General features: G+C 40.0%; 16 protein-coding genes. 6 read left to right on the forward strand and 10 right to left on the reverse strand.

Translation table 11 applies throughout. From position 1 onward, the window contains the following. Positions 1 to 347 precede the first annotated feature (347 nt). From H5187_RS17925 to adk, 3 genes are all read left to right on the forward strand, one after another. Positions 348 to 1,061, forward strand: coding sequence for an RluA family pseudouridine synthase (locus H5187_RS17925; RefSeq protein ID WP_182798124.1), 714 nt, complete (start codon positions 348 to 350; stop codon positions 1,059 to 1,061). A 135-nt stretch (positions 1,062 to 1,196) separates the two neighbouring features. Then, positions 1,197 to 3,110 carry a molecular chaperone HtpG gene (gene htpG / locus H5187_RS17930; protein WP_182719486.1) on the forward strand — a complete coding sequence of 638 codons (1,914 nt, stop codon included), beginning with the start codon at positions 1,197 to 1,199 and terminating at the stop codon, positions 3,108 to 3,110. A gap of 184 nt (positions 3,111 to 3,294) precedes the next feature. Beyond that, entirely contained in the window at positions 3,295 to 3,939 is a 645-nt protein-coding gene (gene adk / locus H5187_RS17935; RefSeq protein ID WP_149982783.1) for an adenylate kinase, read from the forward strand. A 59-nt stretch (positions 3,940 to 3,998) separates the two neighbouring features. Here adk and tpx read toward each other — a convergent pair whose 3' ends face one another. Next, positions 3,999 to 4,580 carry a thiol peroxidase gene (tpx, locus tag H5187_RS17940; protein WP_182798125.1) on the reverse strand — a complete coding sequence of 194 codons (582 nt, stop codon included), beginning with the start codon at positions 4,578 to 4,580 and terminating at the stop codon, positions 3,999 to 4,001. Positions 4,581 to 4,753: 173 nt separating this feature from the next. On the opposite strand from tpx, the gene H5187_RS17945 reads away from it, so the two are divergent. Together H5187_RS17945 and H5187_RS17950 are read left to right on the forward strand one after the other, a co-directional pair. Beyond that, positions 4,754 to 5,758: a response regulator gene (locus H5187_RS17945; protein WP_149982781.1), complete on the forward strand. Its 1,005-nt coding sequence runs from the start codon at positions 4,754 to 4,756 to the stop codon at positions 5,756 to 5,758. Positions 5,759 to 5,762: 4 nt separating this feature from the next. Then, the gene (locus H5187_RS17950; RefSeq protein ID WP_182719485.1) at positions 5,763 to 6,728 is read left to right on the forward strand and encodes a diguanylate cyclase; all 966 of its coding nucleotides are present in this window, start codon (positions 5,763 to 5,765) and stop codon (positions 6,726 to 6,728) included. 128 nt (positions 6,729 to 6,856) lie between these two features. On the opposite strand, the gene H5187_RS17955 is transcribed toward H5187_RS17950, so the two are convergent. The 5 genes from H5187_RS17955 to H5187_RS17975 all read right to left on the reverse strand — a co-directional run bounded on the left by H5187_RS17955 (position 6,857) and on the right by H5187_RS17975 (position 13,277). Beyond that, a complete protein-coding gene (locus H5187_RS17955) occupies positions 6,857 to 7,738 on the reverse strand; it encodes a universal stress protein (RefSeq protein WP_182798126.1) in 882 nt (293 codons plus the stop codon). Positions 7,739 to 7,743: 5 nt separating this feature from the next. Continuing rightward, on the reverse strand, positions 7,744 to 9,258 hold the full coding sequence (locus tag H5187_RS17960) for a SpoVR family protein (RefSeq protein WP_145242153.1): 1,515 nt from the start codon (positions 9,256 to 9,258) through the stop codon (positions 7,744 to 7,746). A 21-nt stretch (positions 9,259 to 9,279) separates the two neighbouring features. Continuing rightward, positions 9,280 to 10,563 carry a YeaH/YhbH family protein gene (locus tag H5187_RS17965; RefSeq protein ID WP_182740610.1) on the reverse strand — a complete coding sequence of 428 codons (1,284 nt, stop codon included), beginning with the start codon at positions 10,561 to 10,563 and terminating at the stop codon, positions 9,280 to 9,282. Between the two features lie 30 nt (positions 10,564 to 10,593). After that, positions 10,594 to 12,516: a PrkA family serine protein kinase gene (locus H5187_RS17970; RefSeq protein ID WP_149982777.1), complete on the reverse strand. Its 1,923-nt coding sequence runs from the start codon at positions 12,514 to 12,516 to the stop codon at positions 10,594 to 10,596. A gap of 179 nt (positions 12,517 to 12,695) precedes the next feature. After that, positions 12,696 to 13,277 (reverse strand): superoxide dismutase, encoded by a 582-nt coding sequence (locus H5187_RS17975; RefSeq protein WP_145242146.1) that lies wholly within the window; start codon positions 13,275 to 13,277, stop codon positions 12,696 to 12,698. Positions 13,278 to 13,553: 276 nt separating this feature from the next. Between H5187_RS17975 and H5187_RS17980 the strand changes: the two genes are divergently transcribed. Then, positions 13,554 to 13,892 (forward strand): Grx4 family monothiol glutaredoxin, encoded by a 339-nt coding sequence (locus H5187_RS17980; protein ID WP_182740609.1) that lies wholly within the window; start codon positions 13,554 to 13,556, stop codon positions 13,890 to 13,892. Between the two features lie 29 nt (positions 13,893 to 13,921). Here H5187_RS17980 and H5187_RS17985 read toward each other — a convergent pair whose 3' ends face one another. The 4 genes from H5187_RS17985 to H5187_RS18000 form a co-directional block, all read right to left on the reverse strand. Further along, complete coding sequence (locus tag H5187_RS17985; protein WP_182719483.1) at positions 13,922 to 15,262, reverse strand: PAS domain-containing sensor histidine kinase; 1,341 nt, start codon at positions 15,260 to 15,262, stop codon at positions 13,922 to 13,924. Continuing rightward, positions 15,262 to 16,590 (reverse strand): sigma-54 dependent transcriptional regulator, encoded by a 1,329-nt coding sequence (locus H5187_RS17990; RefSeq protein ID WP_182794886.1) that lies wholly within the window; start codon positions 16,588 to 16,590, stop codon positions 15,262 to 15,264. Before H5187_RS17990 ends, H5187_RS17985 begins: the two co-directional genes overlap by 1 nt. 83 nt (positions 16,591 to 16,673) lie before the next feature. Further along, positions 16,674 to 17,879: an ABC transporter permease gene (locus tag H5187_RS17995; RefSeq protein ID WP_169021298.1), complete on the reverse strand. Its 1,206-nt coding sequence runs from the start codon at positions 17,877 to 17,879 to the stop codon at positions 16,674 to 16,676. A gap of 11 nt (positions 17,880 to 17,890) precedes the next feature. Next, positions 17,891 to 19,204 carry an ABC transporter permease gene (locus tag H5187_RS18000; RefSeq protein WP_182798127.1) on the reverse strand — a complete coding sequence of 438 codons (1,314 nt, stop codon included), beginning with the start codon at positions 19,202 to 19,204 and terminating at the stop codon, positions 17,891 to 17,893. Positions 19,205 to 19,206 lie beyond the last annotated feature (2 nt).

Consider the following 19,206-nt stretch of genomic DNA (forward strand, 5'->3'; position numbering starts at 1 on the left):
CCCCATGCCGAACTCAGTAGTGAAACGAAACAGCGCCGATGATAGTGTAGCATTTGCTATGTGAAAGTAGGACATTGCCAGGCTCCAAATTGAGAAAGCCGCTTCAGAAATGAAGCGGCTTTTTTTACGTCTGTAGGAAAGCTAATGGCTTTGAGCTGTCAGCAGCGCAGTGTTAACCTTCGACATGCGTTCACTGCCATTTTCTAATCTTGAAAACTAGCGCCCTTTATAGTTAAAAGCCAAACTACAGCGCAGCATACCGACTTTTTTTGTGTATGATAGAAATTGAACTAGTTTCAAGATACTAATGTTGCAACGTTTTTATAAAATCAATAATGAGAGAAATAATGTCTGATACAAATTTGCCACAGCATTCTATTGTCGATGACTTTATTGCATCGGTTTGTCATGAGCATGTGGAAATTTTATATAAAGACGATGATATTTTATTGATCAATAAACCCAGTGGCTTACTGAGTTTATCTGGTAAAAATCCGGCCAATTGGGATTCTGTGCATTATCGTTTAGTGAATGGGCAGCCAGGTCTGACTGCCGCATTTCCGACAGCTAAATTGCCGCATCGATTAGACTATGGTACTTCAGGTATTATGATTGTAGGCCTTAACTCTGAATCAACTAAGCTCCTTAATAAGCAGTTTCAATCAGGGACAATAAAAAAACACTATATAGCCATGTTGGATGGCTGGTTATTAAATGACGTAGGTCAAATAAACGCTGCAATAGTCAAAGATAAATTACTCTTTCCATTAGTTAAAATTTGTAATGTGACGGGTAAGTCTGCCGTCAGTGACTATTCAGTATTACAGCGCTTAACATCACCGCCGCGTACTTTAGTGCAATTTACCCCTGTGACGGGGCGTACACATCAATTACGTATTCACAGTCACAGCATTGGGCACCCAATTATTGGCTGTGATCTGTATAAAAACCAACATAGCCAACAACTGGCTGAGCGCTTACAATTACATGCCAGCGATCTGTTTTTTGTACACCCTCGAAGCTCCAAGCAAACGCACCTACATTGCCCACAGCCATTTTGATTGTAAGAAAAAACAACTTAACTTCCGTGTTTATCTTGCTATAGCTTACTTTTTTGCTCTTTTGACTTGAAGTTAACAAACCGCGCCCCATATTAAGTGCATAACGCAGACACTTTGCAAATTGGAGATATATAAATGACTGCAGCACAAAAAGAAACATTAGGCTTTCAAACAGAAGTTAAACAACTATTAAACTTAATGATTCACTCACTTTATTCTAATAAAGAAATTTTCTTACGTGAGCTTGTGTCAAATGCCTCTGACGCGGCTGATAAATTACGCTTTTTAGCACTTTCAAATGGTGAACTATACCAAGGTGACGCAGACTTACGTGTACGTATCAGTGCCGATAAAGAAAAAAATACCGTCACTATTTCTGATAACGGTATTGGTATGACTCGTGATGAAGTGATCAGCTCGTTAGGTACTATTGCTAAGTCAGGCACTGCTGAGTTTTTCAAAAACTTAACTGGCGACCAAAGCAAAGATTCGCAACTGATTGGTCAGTTCGGTGTTGGTTTTTACTCTGCATTTATAGTTGCAGACTTAGTGACTGTTCGTACTCGCAAAGCCGGTGAAGAAAAAGGCGTTGAATGGCAATCACAAGGTGAGGGCGAATACACCCTAGAAGAAATTGAAAAAGCAGGCCGTGGTACTGAAATTACTTTACACCTTCGTGAAGATGAAAAAGAGTTTGCTGATGAATGGCGCCTACGTAGTATTGTAACTAAGTACTCGGATCATATTTCAACACCAGTACAAATGTACAAAGCCGAAGTGCCTGAGTCAGAAGGTGAAGATGGCGAGAAAATTCCAGCCGTACCTGGTGAGTGGGAAAGCATTAACCGAGCCACAGCAATGTGGACGCGTGATAAATCAGAGCTATCTGATGATGAATATAAAGAATTTTATAAGCATGTAAGCCATGATTGGGAAGATCCACTGAGCTGGGCTCACAACAAAGTTGAAGGTAAAACTGAATACACAAGCTTACTGTATATTCCTAAAAAAGCACCATTTGATTTATGGAATCGTGACCGTCAAAGTGGCTTAAAGCTGTATGTACAACGTGTATTTGTAATGGATGATGCTGAGCAATTTATGCCTAGCTACTTACGCTTTGTAAAAGGTTTACTTGATTCAAACGATTTACCGCTAAACGTATCGCGTGAAATTTTACAAGATAACAAAGTAACGCAAGCAATCCGTAAAGGTTGTACGTCACGTACCTTAAAACTGCTTGAGCGTATGGCGAAAAATAAAGCCGACGATTACCAAGTTTTTTGGAATGAATTTGGTCAAGTGATCAAAGAAGGTCCAGCAGAAGATGCAGCGAATAAAGAAGCGATTGCTAAGTTACTGCGTTTCTCATCAACACACACTGATGAAGAAGCACAAAACGTTTCATTAGAGCAATACGTTGAGCGTATGAATGAAGGCCAAGATGCGATTTACTACGTTGTTGCAGATTCATTCACTGCGGCGAAAAGCTCTCCACACCTAGAGATCTTCCGTAAGAAAGGTATCGAAGTACTGTTGATGAGTGACCGTGTTGATGAGTGGATGATGAGCCACTTAACCGAGTTTGCTGAAAAACCATTTAAGTCAATTACCCGTGGTGACCTAGACTTAGGTAGCTTAGATGATGAAGAGACCAAAAAAGCGCAAGAAGAGTCTGAAAAAGAAGTTGCAGGCTTAGTTGAGCGCATCAAAACAGCACTTGGCGATAATGTTAAAGATGTACGCTTTACGCATCGTTTAACTGACTCACCAGCCTGTGTGGTCGCTGATGACAACGACATGAGCTCACAAATGCAAAAGCTAATGGAATCAGTTGGTCAAGCTGCTCCAGAAGCAAAACCAATTTTTGAGCTTAACCCTGAGCATCAACTTGTTAAGCATTTAAATGTTGAACAAGACGAAGACAAATTTGCACAGTGGTCACATGTACTGCTTGATCAAGCCTTGCTTGCAGAGCGCGGTACATTAAAAGATCCAGCAGGTTTTGTGACTCGCTTAAATAAATTAATGTTAGATTTGAGTAAGTAATTGCTCAAAAACTAACATTTTAATAAAAAGGGAACTTCGGTTCCCTTTTTTTATGATCTCAACGTAGTCAATTGGTATAAGTTGCTTGAGTATCGGCGGCGCTTATGGAAGAATTCAGGCTTTAAAATAAATCATACTGATCTGCGGATTTTTCTTTTGATTAGTATCAACCGAGGACAATGATATGCGCATTATTCTTTTGGGCGCGCCGGGTGCAGGTAAAGGCACTCAAGCTCAGTTTTTGATGGACAAGTACGGTATTCCACAGATCTCTACTGGTGATATGTTACGTGCTGCAATTAAAGAAGGCACTCCACTGGGTCTTGAAGCAAAAAAAGTAATGGATGCAGGTCAGTTAATTTCTGATGACATCATCATTGGCCTTGTTAAAGAGCGTATTACTAAAGCGGATTGTGAGAAAGGTTTTTTACTAGATGGTTTCCCTCGTACCATTCCACAAGCTGATGCAATGAAAGAAAATGGCGTCGTTGTTGATCACGTTATTGAATTTGATGTCGCTGATGAGATTATTGTTGATCGCATGGGTGGACGTCGCGTTCATCCTGGTTCCGGCCGTGTTTATCACGTTGTTTACAATCCGCCAAAAGTGGAAGGTAAAGACGACGTAACAGGTGAAGATCTGATCATCCGTGCTGATGACACAGAAGAAACAGTACGTAAACGTTTAGGTATTTACCATGAGCAAACAATGCCATTGGTTGATTATTACCAAGCGGAAGCTAAAGCGGGCAATACGCAGTATCATCGTTTAGACGGTACCCAAGCTGTTGAAGCTGTTAATCAGCAACTTGCTGAATTATTGGGTTGATAATTCAATCAATAAAAAACCGCCGATTGGCGGTTTTTTTATGACTGTTATTTGCAAGATTACAACGCGGTTAAAGCACTTATAACAGGGTCATATTTTGGTTCAGTTGATAAATCGGCTACCAACTGTTTATAAACAATTTTATGACTTGCATCTAATACGAACACAGCTCGGGTAAGCAGGCCCATATCTTTGATGATCAGACCATAGTTTTGACCAAAGTCATGCCATACTGAATCAGATAAGGCAGTAATTTTATCTATGTTCTCGGCTTTGCAAAAACGTTTTTGTGCAAACGGTAAATCAGCACTAATGGTGAGCATGGCTATATTTGGAAATTGCGATGCAACCTTTTCGTTAAAATGCTTGGTTTGAATGCTACAAACACCAGTATCAAGACTTGGAACAACGCTGATTAAAACGGCTTTACCTTGGTAATCGGCTAAAGTAATTGGCGTGAATGAGCCATCAACCACTTTAAAGTCTGGTGCTTTATCGCCTAGTTTTACACCTTGTCCTAATAAAGTGATTGGCTTAGATTGTGCTGATACTTTTCCCGCATCAAGCGTATTTTCGGTCATATCGGCGGCAAAAGCCATTGAACAAAAGGCACTTAAAGCAAAAGTGAGTGAACGGAGCATAAGGTATTTCCTTTAGAGTTAACGCAATTAGGCTGAGTGTATTATAATCATTCATGGACACCAAGAGTTTAATGCAATTTAAAATTGTAATGCATGGTTACATTGATTAACATAAAGCAGTGGTAAATGTTTACATTTTTAATAATAAAAATAAAAGCAATCAGAGAGAGACTATGTCAACATCGGTACTAATTTGTGATGATTCTAAGCTTGCGCGCCGTCAGTTAGCTCGTTCGTTGCCCGATGATTGGGATATTAAAGTTGAGTTTGCTGAAGATGGCGTGCATTGTATTGAGCAAATTAAAGCGTTAAGCCCGGAAATCTTATTCCTCGATTTAAATATGCCGCAAATGGATGGCTACGAAGTACTGCAAGCAATTCAAGAGCAAAACTTGGATATACTAACCGTTGTTGTCTCTGGCGATATTCAGCCTAATGCGCATCAACGGGTACTCGAACTTGGCGCGATAGACTTTATTCAAAAACCATGTGATGCCCAAAAGCTTGCCGATATTATCGAACACCATGGAATTAAAGATAAAGCAATGCGCGAGCGGCTCTCACACCGCTTAGGTGAGCAAGTTGACCCAGATGTTAGGGATATATACCAAGAGCTTACTAACGTGGCAATGGGTCAGGCTGGAGACTTATTAGCACGGCTATTAAATGTATTTGTTGAACTGCCTATTCCTAATGTCAATATTCTCGAAGTTAATGAACTTGATATGGCGCTGCGCTCAATTGATGCTAATGCAACAACCTCAGGCGTATGCCAAGGTTTTATTGGTGGTGGTGTATCCGGTGAGGCATTGTTGCTTCTAAATGATTCTAGCTTTAAAGAAATTGCGTCCTTGATGAACTATCAAGGGGAGCTCAATAAGAAAATTGAGCTGGAGTTATTAATGGATATTAGTAATATCCTGATTGGTGCAATCTTAACTGGATTATCTCGCCAATTAGACATGACCTTTAGCCAAGGACACCCGGTGGTATTAGGGCAACATTGTGATGTATCTGATTTAGTTAAAGCAAACAAATCACGCTGGCAACGTACTCTGGCAATAGAAATTAGCTATGGTATTGAGAACCACAATATTAACTGTGACTTGATGCTGTTATTTACCGAAGACTCACTAAAAACTTTGAAATACAAAGTTGCTTACCTATTAGAAGACTAACATTATGCCTGCTGCTGATTTTAATATGAATGAAATCCATTGGTTAATGGATATGTTTAATACCGTAGATGTTGGTTTAGTGGTGTTAGATAGGGACTATAAAGTGTGTATTTGGAATGGTTTTATGGAAAACCATTCGGGTATGTTACCCAGCGCAGTAAAAGATAAAGATTTATTTGATTTATTTCCATCAATTGATGAAAAGTGGTTTCGCAGTAAGTCAGAGTCTGTGTTTATTTTGAAAAATCGCTCATTTACTATTTGGGAACAGCAGCCATACATTTTCCGCTTTAAAAATTACCGTCCAATCACGGGTAAAGCAGATCATATGTTTCAAAACGCGACATTTATTCCTCTGTCAAATACGATGGGAGAAGTTGGCCATATTTGTATCATTCTTTATGATGTAACTGATATGGCGGTGAATAAAAAAGAGCTCGAAGAAGTAAATCGTAAACTTGAACAAATGAGTCAAACAGACGCACTAACAAAATTGACTAATCGCGGTCATTGGGAAGATACCCTACGCAAAGAATTTCTTAGGATCAAACGCAGTGGTGGCACAAGTACTTTATTGATGTTTGATATCGATCACTTTAAAAAAGTAAATGATGAACATGGCCATCGTTGTGGCGATGAAGCCTTGCGTAACATTGCTGATTTACTGCGTAAAACATTGCGTGAAACAGACATTGCAGGTCGTTATGGCGGCGAAGAATTTGCGGTAACGCTGTTGGACACGGATCGCAAAGGTGCTGAGATATTTGCTGAGCGTTTGCGTAGTTTAATTGAAAATTCATCTTTTTACTTTGGCGAACAACAAATTAAAATGACGGTAAGTGTTGGTTTTGCCTGTTTTCAAGATGAATTTGAGCGCTATGAAAAATGGATTGAAGCGGCAGATAAAGCTCTTTACTTTTCAAAAGAAAATGGCAGAAACTGTATCACGGCGTATAAAGATTTGAGTTAATCTTGATGAGTATAAAAAGCCTTTAAGGCACAATAGTAAAAGGTTTAACTAGCCAAACTAGGTTGCTTTTAATAGGCATAAAAAATGACGCAAAATGCGTCATTTTTTATATTATCACTAGCAATTATCTAACATTCAGGAGGTAAAATAAGCAAGTCTGTTTTCAGTAACCGCATAACTTTTTCAGCGGTATTGCCAATTAACTTACCTTTTATACCTATGTTGCCTACTGAGCCCATGATCACAAGACCTGCATTAAGCTTAGCTGCAATACTTGGGATCACTTGCTCGGCTAAGCCCGCTTTTATGTGAAGGTTATTTTTAAGATCGTGCTCAAGAATTAAATTACGTTGAATGACAGGTAGTTTGTCAAAAGCATTCAGTACTTGTTCGTCTGAAAATACGATGCCTAAGTCTCTTAAAATTGGGGAAACATGAACGGTATAACAAGTATAAAACTGACAGTCATAATGCTTGGAATACGCTAAACCAGTTTCAATCATATCTTTGTTTAGTTTGTATTTAGTGGCTTTTTCGCTACCTAAATCAAGTGCAGCTAACACATTGGTGTTATTGCGCCAAGTATTATCCGCAGCTAAATAAAGTGGTAGCGGGGTAAAGCGGATCAACTGCCAGTCAAGTTCACTAAATTGACAATGTTCGTCAATATGGCGCGTTTTTATCACCATCTCATAATTTTCAAAGTCACTCTCATTGGCTAACCATTGCTCAGGTGCCTCATGCCAAATAATATTTAATGAATAATCTGATTCTGACAATTCGCTTTCAAGTAGTGGTACTAATTCTTTTTTGAGAGTAGCCAACCTTGTTTCTTGAATTACTTGCAATTGTTCAGCTGGCGGCGAGAACAAAATATTACCTGCACTTTCATAGGCAAAGGCGACAATATCAATATGTTTTTGCTTACCAATTGCTTTGTGTTTCGCGTGCAAAATAGCAGTACGCGCAAATTCTACTGAATCAATTAGTACGAGAAGCTTTTTATCCATTCTATTCACTCTGTTGTATGGCGTGAATCATCTGATGGACATTGCCCGAGTATATTCAATTCGCCAGAGGTTGACTCTTGTTCCAGTTTTACCTTAAAGCCCCATAGTCTGTAAAGGTGTTTTAATACCTCGTGGTGAGACTTTGCCAGTGGAATATCTTGATGTGGCACGTAGCGCAAGGTTAAAGAGCGATCACCTCTAATATCAACATCATAGATCTGAATGTTGGGTTCGTGATTACTGAGATTATATTGTGCTGAGAGCGCAGTCCGTACCGCGTGATAGCCGCTTTCATCGTGGATCGCACCAACTTGTAGATTCGGATCTTTTTCATGATCGATAATAGTGAATAATTTAAAGTCACGAATAAGTTTGGGTGATAAAAATTGGCTAATAAAACTTTCGTCTTTAAAGTTTTCCATTGCAAAGTGCAGCGTATCTAACCAGTTGCTCCCGGCATATTCTGGAAACCACTGTTTATCTTCTTCGGTAGGGTTTTCACAAATACGGCGGATATCCACCATCATATTAAAACCCAGCGCATAAGGGTTAATACCCGAATAATAATTACTATTGTAAGGGGGCTGATACACAACATTAGTATGACTTTGTAAAAACTCTAACATGAATGAGTCAGTGAGTTTCCCTTCATCATATAAGTGATTCAAAATAGTATAATGCCAAAACGTTGCCCAGCCTTCATTCATTACTTGGGTTTGCTTTTGAGGATAAAAATATTGTGAGATTTTACGCACAATACGAATTATTTCTCGTTGCCAAGATTCCAGTAATGGCGCATTTTTTTCTATAAAATACAAAATATTTTCTTGTGGCTCTGAAGGAAAATGACGCTCGTGTTTTTTAGTTTCCTGTTGATGTGAAGGTATTGTGCGCCAAAGTTCGTTCACTTGTGATTGTAAGTAATCTTCGCGCTCTTGTTGGCGTTTTTGTTCTTCAAATAAAGATATTTGCTGTGGGCGTTTATAACGATCAACACCGTAATTCATAAGTGCATGGCATGAATCGATTAGGTTTTCGACTTCATCAATGCCATGTTTTTCTTCGCAACGAGCAATATAATTTTTTGCAAATAATAGGTAGTCAATAATAGAGCTGGCATCAGTCCATGTTTTAAATAAATAATTACCTTTAAAAAACGAGTTGTGCCCGTAGCAAGCGTGCGCCATCACTAAAGCCTGCATTGGAAGGGTATTTTCTTCCATTAAATAAGCAATACAAGGATTCGAGTTTATGACAATTTCATAAGCCAATCCCATTTGTCCGCGTTTGTAATTTTGCTCAGTTTGAATAAATTTTTTACCATAAGACCAGTGACTATAGCCAATAGGCATACCAACACTGGAATAGGCATCCATCATTTGTTCTGCGGTGATCACTTCAATCTGATTAGGATAAGTATCGAGGCGATAATGTTCAGCAACCCGCGCTATTTCGTCTTGGTATTGTTGTAGTAATTCAAATGTCCAATCTGGCCCATCGCTCATTCGTTTATTGGTCATATAAATACCTCGCTGTACAGCCTAGGCTGCCCCTTGGTGTTGACGGCTCTTCTTGAATAACTCACGGAAAATAGGGTAAATATCTTCAACATTGCGTATATGTTGAATAGCAAAGTTATTATGAGTTTGACAAATATTTTGATACTCACGCCATAGGCTCTGATGGGCGCGGGTAGTGATCTCAATATAAGCGTAATAGCGAATGGTACTGAGCAACTTGTTGCGTAAGATCTCTGAGCATTGGGGAGAGTCATCTGCCCAATTGTCGCCATCAGAGGCTTGTGCTGCATACACATTCCACTCGCCAGCGTTATAACGCTCGGTAATTATCTCATTCATTAACTTCAGTGCGCTGGAGACAATTGTGCCGCCAGTTTCTTGGGAATAGAAAAACTCCTGTTCGTCGACCTCTTTGGCTTGGGTATGATGGCGAATATACACCACTTCAATGTCTTTATAACTGCGGGTCAAAAATTGATAAAGCAAAATATAAAAACGTTTTGCCATATCTTTGGTTGCTTGATCCATCGAGCCCGACACATCCATAATACAAAACATCACCGCTTTACTAGTTGGATGAGGCTGTTTTTCATAGTTACGAAAACGCAAATCGTAATTATCAATAAAGGGCACTGCACTGATGCGTTTTTGTAATGCGGCGATTTCTTGCTCCATTAATGCAATAGCAGCTATATCTGGTTCAGGCTCAGCCATTAATAGGCAAAGCTGTGCTTCAAGCTCTGCTAATTGACGCTTTTTACCCGCGCTCATCGCAACACGCCTTGCAAGTGAGCCCTGAAGTGAACGCACAATATCAATATTACTCGGCATACCATCACTACAAAAACCAGCACGATGAGTTTTCATTTGCACGAGTTTGTCTAACTGGTTTTGCTGTAAATTTGGCAGCTCTAAGTCTTCAAACAGTAAGTCTAGATACTCATCTTTAGAAATCGAGAAGACAAAGTCATCTTCGCCTTCACCAGAGTCACTCGCTTCACCTTCGCCGGCTCCACCACCTTGGCCACCTTGCGGGCGTTTAATTTTATCACCGGTTGAGAACTGATCGTTACCAGGATGAATTTGTTCTCTATCGCCCCCTTTACCTTGATGAAAAGTAGGTTCACCGATATCCCGTTGCGGAATTGAAATACTCTCACCGCTACTGGAATCAGTGACACTGCGTTTATTTATTGCATCTGACACCGCTTCTTTGATCTGTTTTTTATAGCGCCTGATAAAGCGTTGACGATTTAACGTGCTCTTATTCTTACCGTTCAGGCGACGGTCTATAAAATGCGCCATAAAGACCCCCTAAAAATACACAGCTGCGTGTTATTGCGATTTACGCACGCGTAAATACCACTCTGATAACAAACGAACTTGCTTTTGGGTATATCCTTTTTCCACCATACGATTGACAAAATCTTCATGTTTTTTCTGATCTTCTGCGGATGTTTTCGCATTGAAAGAAATAACGGGTAATAGTTCTTCAGTATTGGAGAACATTTTTTTCTCAATCACAGTGCGCAGTTTTTCATAGCTGGTCCACAATGGATTTTTACCGTTGTTGTGCGCCCGTGCACGCAATACAAAATTAACGATTTCGTTACGGAAATCTTTTGGATTTGAAATGCCGGCTGGTTTTTCAATTTTTTCAAGTTCGGCATTTAATGCTTCGCGGTTGAATAGCTGGCCGGTATCAGGGTCGCGATACTCTTGGTCTTGGATCCAAAAATCAGCATAAGTGACATAGCGGTCAAAAATGTTTTGCCCGTACTCAGAGTAGGACTCTAAATAAGCTGTTTGCAGTTCTTTACCAATAAACTCAACATACTGCGGGATTAAATAGCCTTTCAAGTGGCTTAAGTAGCGTTCTTCAACGTCGGCAGAGAATTGCTCTCGTTCAATTTGTTGCTCTAATACATAAAATAAATGCACTGGGTTTGCCGCTACCTCAAGTGTGTCAAAGTTAAACACGCGCGATAAAATTTTAAATGCAAACCGAGTTGATAGTCCGGTCATGCCTTCATCAACACCGGCATAATCTCGATACTCTTGATACGATTTAGCTTTAGGATCGGTGTCTTTCAAGCTTTCGCCGTCATATACCCGCATTTTTGAGTAGATACTGGAATTTTCGGGATCTTTTAACCGTGATAGCGTGGTAAATTTTGCCAATGTTTCCAGTGTGCCTGGCGCGCAAGGAGCATTATATAATTCACTATGTTCCAATAGCTTGTCGTAGATTTTTACCTCTTCAGATGCACGTAAACAATACGGCACTTTGACGATGTAAACACGGTCTAAAAAGGCTTCATTGTTCTTGTTGTTTTTAAAGGTCTGCCATTCTGATTCGTTTGAATGAGCCAAAATCATGCCATTAAAGGGCAGTGCACTAATACCTTCGGTGCCATTATAATTTCCCTCTTGCGTGGCTGTTAAAAGCGGATGCAATACTTTGATTGGCGCTTTAAACATCTCAACAAATTCCATTAACCCTTGATTTGCAAGACATAATGAACCGGAATAAGCATAAGCATCAGCATCGTTTTGAGCAAAATGTTCTAGTTTGCGAATATCAACTTTACCGACTAAAGCGGAAATATCTTGGTTGTTTTCATCCCCAGGTTCAGTTTTTGCAATAGCAATTTGATTTAAAATAGAGGGGTAGCGTTTTACCACTTTAAACTGGCTAATATCACCATTAAATTCAGATAAGCGCTTAGTGGCCCAGGGTGACATAATGGTTTTTAAGTAACGGGGCTTTATTCCGTATTCTTTTGCCATCAGCTCAGCATCTTCATTAGGATCAAAAAGCGCCAACGGGTGGTCATTGACCGGTGAGCCTTTAATTGAGTAAATAGGCACTTGTTGCATTAAATATTTTAGCTTTTCGGCAATCGATGATTTACCACCGCCTACAGGCCCAAGTAGATAAAGCACTTGTTTACACTCTTCAAGGCCTTGCGCAGCATGTTTTAGGTATGAAACGATTTGTTCAATTGCATCCTCCATACCGTAAAAATCATTAAAGGCAGGGTAACGTGCTACTACTCTGTTTGAAAATAATCGACTTAACCGTGCATCCTTTGAAGTATCGATCATTTTTGGCTCACCAATGGCCGCTAATAATCGCTCTGGTGCACTGGCATAAGCCGACTTATCAGTTTTACAAATCTCTAAGAACTCAGCGATACTATACTCTTCTTCTTGTGCCGCTTCGTATCGTGCTTGGTAATGCTCAAAAATACTCATGGAAACCTCCGAAAAACCTGCTTAAACTAGGTGCTTACAAATTAAAAAAGAAGCAAAGGTTATTTAAAGCTTAGTCACGAATTTGATTTTTTGTGCAATAAAATTAAAAATTTATGTTAGAAAACAAAAAAGACGCCGGAGCGTCTTTTAAATTGGGCTTGCTCAGAACGAGCAATCAATTATGCGAAGTTAGCGTTCGCGAATTCCCAGTTAACAAGCGACCAGAATGCTTTTAAGTAGTCTGGACGAACGTTACGGAAATCAATGTAGTAAGCATGTTCCCACAGGTCCACAGTCAGTATCGGTGTTACACCGTCTTGAGTTAGTGGCGTTGCAGCGTTAGAAGTATTAACGATGTCTAAAGAACCATCAGCTAATTTAACTAACCATGTCCAGCTTGAACCAAAGTTGTTTACTGCTTTATCATCAAAAGCTGCTTGGAATGCTTCAAAAGAACCCCATTTAGCATTGATAGCATCTGCAACAGCGCCTGTTGCTTCGCCACCGCCATTTGGAGATAGGCTGTTCCAGTAAAAAGTATGGTTCCAGATCTGTGCTGCATTGTTAAATACGCCACCTTCAGAAGAACATACGATTTCTTCAAGTGATTTACCTTCAAATTCAGTACCTGGGATTAAACCGTTAAGTTTAGTCACATAAGTATTGTGGTGCTTGCCGTGGTGAAACTCTAATGTTTCTTGTGAAATATGTGGCTCAAGTGCGTTAATTGCATATGGTAGTGACGGTAGTTCAAATGCCATTTTTTATCTCCATCTTCTTTTGGTTGATAGTTCAAATAGTAATAGTTAATGCCTGTTCAAACAGGGTAGTTACCTATACCAAATGAGATTATAGTGTTACTATAATTGTTGAGTATTTTACTCAAGTTTTAGCAAACAGCAATGCCAAACAGCAGTGCAAATGCAAGACTATTTCGATTGCGGCTTTATTTGCCCACTTTAAGATACATATATGAGGCTTAATGAAAATTTTTCAAGCCTTAATATGTTCAGCTATCGTCACTTTTGAGGTTGTAGATGGAAACCATTGATAAAATTAAACAGCAAATTTCTGAAAATCCAATTATCCTTTATATGAAAGGATCGCCTAAATTACCAAATTGTGGTTTTTCTTCACAAGCATCTCAAGCATTAATGTCATGCGGTGAACCGTTTGCCTATGTTGATATTTTACTAAATCCTGATATCCGAGCTGAATTACCAGCATATGCCAATTGGCCAACATTTCCACAACTGTGGGTTGATGGCGAATTAATTGGTGGTTGTGACATTATCATTGAAATGTTTCAACGTGGTGAATTACAACCACTGATCACCGAAACAGCAGCTAAATATAAAGAAGCTGGCGCTGAATAACGTTTATCAGCAAATCAACAAAAAGCCGCTTAATTGCGGCTTTTTTGTGATTGTTTGTTAGGACCGTGGGGCAGAATAACATGAACACTAAGCCCGCCGTGCTTACGATTGTGTAAGCTAATTTGACCATGATGCGCTTCGACTATTTCACGGCACAATGCTAACCCCAAACCACTACCAGCGACTTTAGTTGAATAAAATGGGATTAATGCATTGGCCATCACTTGCTCACTCATACCTTTACCTTGGTCGTTTACGCTGATATGTGTGCCTTTAATATTCTGTGTAACAGTGACACTTATATGTTCGCTTGCAGAGCCTGATTCGTGAGCATTTTTTATTAAGTTGATCAGTAGCTGCTCGACTTGAGTCGGATCAGCCAGTGTATGCACGTCATTACTTATATCGAGCATAAAACACCATTGATTTTGCAGTTGTGTGAGCAACACTTGCCAATTAATTGCGCTTGGCTGAGGAGTGGGCAGTTTGGCAAATTTGCCATAGCCTTGTACAAAGTCGTTTAAATGTTTGATGCGTTCAGAAATGGTAGCAAACACGCGGCTAAGTCTGGGTTCGTCTACTTTTTCACTGAGTAACTGGCCGCTGTGCAGCATTGACGACATGGGACCCAGAGAGTTATTAAGTTCGTGACTAATGATCCGAATGACCTTTTTCCACACCTCCACTTCTTGACGGCTAAGTTCGCGGGTGAGTTGTTTAAAGACATATAAGTAATGGTATTGATTGTTAAGTAATAACTTACCGGTTGATAAATGCCACGCTTGAGATTCTTGGTCTTCAGTATCTAGCGTAAATAAACCATCACTACCGCGCGTTAAAGCATTGTTTAACTGTGGATGAGCATTTTCAAGCAGGTGTGCAAACTGACTCCCTTCAAGCGCTGTTTTGGCATTAAAAAGGTCTCGGGCACTGTAGTTACTATAAACAATAAAGCCTTTATCATTTTTTAAAATAACGGCTTGGGGAGAGCTTTGTAGCACTTTATCAAGCATCAGCTCGCGCTGATAGAGCCATTGTTTCTCTTGGCGTAATTGCTTTGCAGTTTGATTATACAATTGACACAAGCGGCCTAATTCATCGTTACCGTTATAAGCTAGTAAGGTGGCTAATTCACCGTCTTTAAAATTAAGCAAACCAGTTTCAAGTGAGTGTATGCCTTGCACCAGAGTGCGGCTGAGCCGAAAAGATAAATAACTTGCCAGCAGTGATGTGAGCAGCGTTGTTATTAGTAGTGAAGGCCAGCTTAAATGGGTTAACCAGCAGATGAGCCAAACAGGAATAAGTGCAGAGATGTTACATATCAGCACTATTTTACGAGTGAGAGACAGTGCCGGTTTATTTTTTTCCATTAGTAATCAATCTCAAATTTCTGCAAACGGCGGTATAGTGCTTGACGACTTAAACCAAACTGTCTGGCAACTTTTGCGATCACTCCTTGGTGCTGACGCATAGCTTGTTCTAGTTCTACTCTACTGGGTTCTTGTTTAGCAAAGTTAGTGTGCAGCGGTTGCGATTGTAGAGCAAAATCATCGAGGGTAATGTCGCCATTAGGTTTGAGTACGGCTGCGCGTTTACAGGCATTTTCTAGCTCACGAACGTTGCCGGGCCAATTGTGCGCGAGTAATCCTTGCTCTGTTGTAAGCGATAATTCGCGCTCGCCTAAGAAGTGTTTAGCAAGCGCTAAAATGTCATCTGGTCTTTGCGCTAAACTGGGTAAATTTAGCTCAATCACGTTGAGGCGATAATATAAGTCTTCTCTAAATCGACCTGCATGAATAGCCGCTTTTAAATCTTCATTGGTAGCTGAAATAACCCGAACATTTACTTTTTGTGTTTTTGTTGAACCGAGTCGTTCAAACTCACCAGTTTGTAACACGCGCAGTAGTTTCATTTGCCCTGATAATGGCAGGTTACCAATTTCATCTAAAAACAGCGTACCACCATTAGCGGCCTCAAAGCGACCAATTCGCTGTTTGGTGATGCCAGTATAAGCACCCGCTTCAGCGCCAAATAATTCGGCTTCAATTAAATCATGGGGCAGGGCTGCGGCATTGATGGTCAAAAACGGGGCATGGTTTAAGTGAGAATTGGCTTGAATAATTTGTGCAATGCGTTCTTTACCACTGCCATTTGCACCTGTTATTAGCACAGAGACATCTGACTTAGCGACTTGTATTGCCATATTGAGAATTTTTTCCATGGTGGTACTTTGATACACTAAACCAACTAGGTTGGCATCGGCTAAACTTGATGTTCGCTCTTGCTGGTGGCGCGCATACATTACATTTTGTTGTTTTGCTTGGCCAAGTTCGATTAAGTTATTAACACAGGTGAGGAGCTTGCTATCGTCCCATGGTTTAGGTAAGTAATCAGCGGCGCCGGCTTTGACTAGCTCTATGGCGCTGGCCAGTTCAGTCCACGCGGTGATCAAAATAATCGGTAAGTGCGGGTTGAGAGCTCTTAGTTGATAAAACAACGCTTTACCTTCTTCGCCAGAGGTGGTGTCATTGCTAAAATTCATATCTTGAATAACCAGCGCGATACGTTGGTATTGCACTATTTGTAAGGCTTCAAGCTGCGTTTTTGCAGTCACAACCTGATAGTCATGAATTTCTAACAGTAATGACAAGGCTTCTAATATGGCAGGGTTGTCATCGACAATAAGTATTTTTTCCATGTGAATTTAATCGCTGTTTTTGTTATCTTTATTTCAAAATGCTACACGGTATTAAACCAGTGTAGCATAGGTTGGGAGCTGCTTTATATTGTTCGCGTGGCGATACTCGGTGATATGTTGGCGGCACGTTTTGCAGGGCCAAACACGGCAAGTAAGCTCATAACAAACACCATAATGGCAGTGCCTGCGATATAGCTCGGTGGCAGTGCGGCAATTGAAAAGTGCTGCATTAACAATTGCCCAAGTAATAAAGCTGCGATACAACCTAAGATTAAACCAACACCACAGATCATCGCATTTTCAACTAAAAAATAGTAAATAATAGCTGATTTTCTGGCACCTAATGCACGGCGAGTGCCAATTTGTTTAGTGCGTTTGCTGATATTAAATAAAGTTAAGCCAAAGATACCTAGTGCGGTGACTAATACTAAAATAGTGATCAGCACAATCAGCATACGCATCATGAGTTTATCTGCAGCAACATATTGATTTTTGAGTTCATCTAGACCTTTTATATTATTGATCACCCGTTTGCTGTAATTTTTTAGCATCAGGTTTTCAACTTCTTTCATCACTGCATCACGTTGGTCTGGTTTGGTTCTAACCACAAATTGGGCAAGACTCTTTGCATTAATATATGGGATGAATGCAAGATTATCTGGGCGGCTGTCTTTAAGCCATGGGCTCATCATTTTTTCAACTACACCAATAACTTTCAAAGGCGTTTCACCAAAATAAATGGTTTGACCTAAACCATTTCCTTTAGGAAATAACTCATTGAGTAAGGTTTGTGAAACGATTGTAACACTCGGTCGTTTATCAACGTTATTTGTTACTAATACTTCATCTTCGCTAAAATTTCTACCCATAACTAGGTTTACACCGTAAGTGTTGATCCCATGATCATCAATAAAAAAATAAGCAGTTCTTACCGACAGGCCTTCTTGCGGGGCTGGTTTTAAACTAAAATCAGATGCGCTACCACCTCCAGATAAAGGAATGCTACTGCTCATTGCAGCATCAATGACTTCTGGTAAGGACCTTAGCATAGTTTCATCAAGCTCAATCTGCTGATTTATATCAACATCTTGTCCAAAGGTCATCACGTTGAATTTAAAAATATCGTGTTCAGGGTAGCCAGTGTCTTGATTTAAAAAAGCGACTCTATCTTGGATAATAAATGCCGCATTACTAACGATTGCTGTGGTTATGGCAATTTGAATTAAGAGTAATATTGCCCCGACTTTTGAGCGGCAAAGAGCATGAAATATAGGTTTGATTTCTAACATAATAAGGCTCCTTATTGGCTCTTGAGGTAAATTGCAGGGTTGGTTTTACACACTAACCAAGCAGGATAAAGTCCGGCTACGATGCAGGTTGTTATAGCGATAATAGGTGCACTGAGTAACATGGTGATATCCATGGTGGCTAAGCTTTCATAGTAACTGTAGCTTTGTCGCACAGCGAGTAAACCAACTTGTGCTATCACAATACCAAGCAAGCCACCTAAAGCCCCAAGCATGGCTACTTCAACTAGATGCTGTAAAAAAACTTGTCGTTTACTGGCTCCTAGTGCTCGGCGCACACCTACCTCCGGTGCCCGACGCAAAAACTTAGCGAGCAATAAACCAAGGATATTGGCTAAGCACACAGCTAAAAACATAAAGCTTAAGCCGACCAATATTTTGTTGTCTTCACTAACCACATTGTTGTATTGCATCCATTGGTTTACATCGCGTAGTTTGTATTCAAGTACTTTACGCTTAAAACGTCCTAATTTTTGTTGTTCTTGCATATAAGCTAATAAATAGTCTGCGTATGCTTGTTTTTGTTTGGCGTCAGATAATAGTGCCCAAAATTGGATCCAAACTTTTTCTGACTGCAGCTTGTCAGCAAATGTTCGCGTGTTTTCATGTTTCCACCCATTGGTATTACCCCACGTTACTACTTCATTAGCCTTAACTAAACTAAAAGGTAGGAATAATTCTTCGGGTTCATTAAATGCGCCATTGTTTAAATCGTAATATTTAGTCGTTAGCTGCCAATGTGCGATAACCCCGACAACTTCATAACTGAGATCATCCAGATAAATCACCTTACCTACAGAGTTTTTACCTGCAAATAATTTGTCATTGAGCTTTTCGCTGATCACCACCACGGATGCCGCTGTCTGTTCTTGTTGCGAAGACCAGCTTCCACCATAAATAAATGATAAATTAAATAGGCTAAAAAAATCGGGAGTGGTTAAACGTGCTTCACCTATAAATGGTTTAATGATGTCTGAATCTATATGCACCGAAAATCCAGAGCGCATCATGGCAATTTTATGCTCAGGTATTGGCGCATTCTGTAAATTAACCGCATCTTGATAGGTCAGTTGTGACGGCAGGTTATCTTTAGTCCACCACGTATGGCCTTCATCCATGGTTTGTAATTGCACAGTATAAAGTTGATTGCTTTTTTCGGGAATAGGATCCGCCGACATCATATGATAAACGCTTAAACTGGTCATGGTTACACCAATCCCAATAGCAATGGCTAGCACCATTAACATGCTTACCAGTGGTGTGCGCTTAAAACTACGCCAACTTAAATCGAGGTAATGTAATAGCATAA

The organism is Pseudoalteromonas sp. SG44-1 (genome assembly GCF_014164315.1).
Taxonomy (GTDB): Bacteria; Pseudomonadota; Gammaproteobacteria; order Enterobacterales; family Alteromonadaceae; genus Pseudoalteromonas; species Pseudoalteromonas rhizosphaerae.

Bases quoted from the DNA above. Each gene is read 5' to 3' on its own strand.
- H5187_RS17990 (WP_182794886.1), bottom strand. From the start codon at position 16,590: ATGGAAAAAATACTTATTGTCGATGACAACCCTGCCATATTAGAAGCC.
- H5187_RS17965 (WP_182740610.1), bottom strand. From the start codon at position 10,563: ATGGCGCATTTTATAGACCGTCGCCTGAACGGTAAGAATAAGAGCACG.
- tpx (WP_182798125.1), bottom strand. From the start codon at position 4,580: ATGCTCCGTTCACTCACTTTTGCTTTAAGTGCCTTTTGTTCAATGGCT.
- H5187_RS18000 (WP_182798127.1), bottom strand. From the start codon at position 19,204: ATGCTATTACATTACCTCGATTTAAGTTGGCGTAGTTTTAAGCGCACA.
- H5187_RS17970 (WP_149982777.1), bottom strand. From the start codon at position 12,516: ATGAGTATTTTTGAGCATTACCAAGCACGATACGAAGCGGCACAAGAA.
- H5187_RS17955 (WP_182798126.1), bottom strand. From the start codon at position 7,738: ATGGATAAAAAGCTTCTCGTACTAATTGATTCAGTAGAATTTGCGCGT.
- H5187_RS17995 (WP_169021298.1), bottom strand. From the start codon at position 17,879: ATGTTAGAAATCAAACCTATATTTCATGCTCTTTGCCGCTCAAAAGTC.
- H5187_RS17925 (WP_182798124.1), top strand. From the start codon at position 348: ATGTCTGATACAAATTTGCCACAGCATTCTATTGTCGATGACTTTATT.
- htpG (WP_182719486.1), top strand. From the start codon at position 1,197: ATGACTGCAGCACAAAAAGAAACATTAGGCTTTCAAACAGAAGTTAAA.
- H5187_RS17975 (WP_145242146.1), bottom strand. From the start codon at position 13,277: ATGGCATTTGAACTACCGTCACTACCATATGCAATTAACGCACTTGAG.
- H5187_RS17945 (WP_149982781.1), top strand. From the start codon at position 4,754: ATGTCAACATCGGTACTAATTTGTGATGATTCTAAGCTTGCGCGCCGT.
- H5187_RS17985 (WP_182719483.1), bottom strand. From the start codon at position 15,262: ATGGAAAAAAATAAACCGGCACTGTCTCTCACTCGTAAAATAGTGCTG.
- H5187_RS17980 (WP_182740609.1), top strand. From the start codon at position 13,554: ATGGAAACCATTGATAAAATTAAACAGCAAATTTCTGAAAATCCAATT.
- H5187_RS17950 (WP_182719485.1), top strand. From the start codon at position 5,763: ATGCCTGCTGCTGATTTTAATATGAATGAAATCCATTGGTTAATGGAT.
- adk (WP_149982783.1), top strand. From the start codon at position 3,295: ATGCGCATTATTCTTTTGGGCGCGCCGGGTGCAGGTAAAGGCACTCAA.
- H5187_RS17960 (WP_145242153.1), bottom strand. From the start codon at position 9,258: ATGACCAATAAACGAATGAGCGATGGGCCAGATTGGACATTTGAATTA.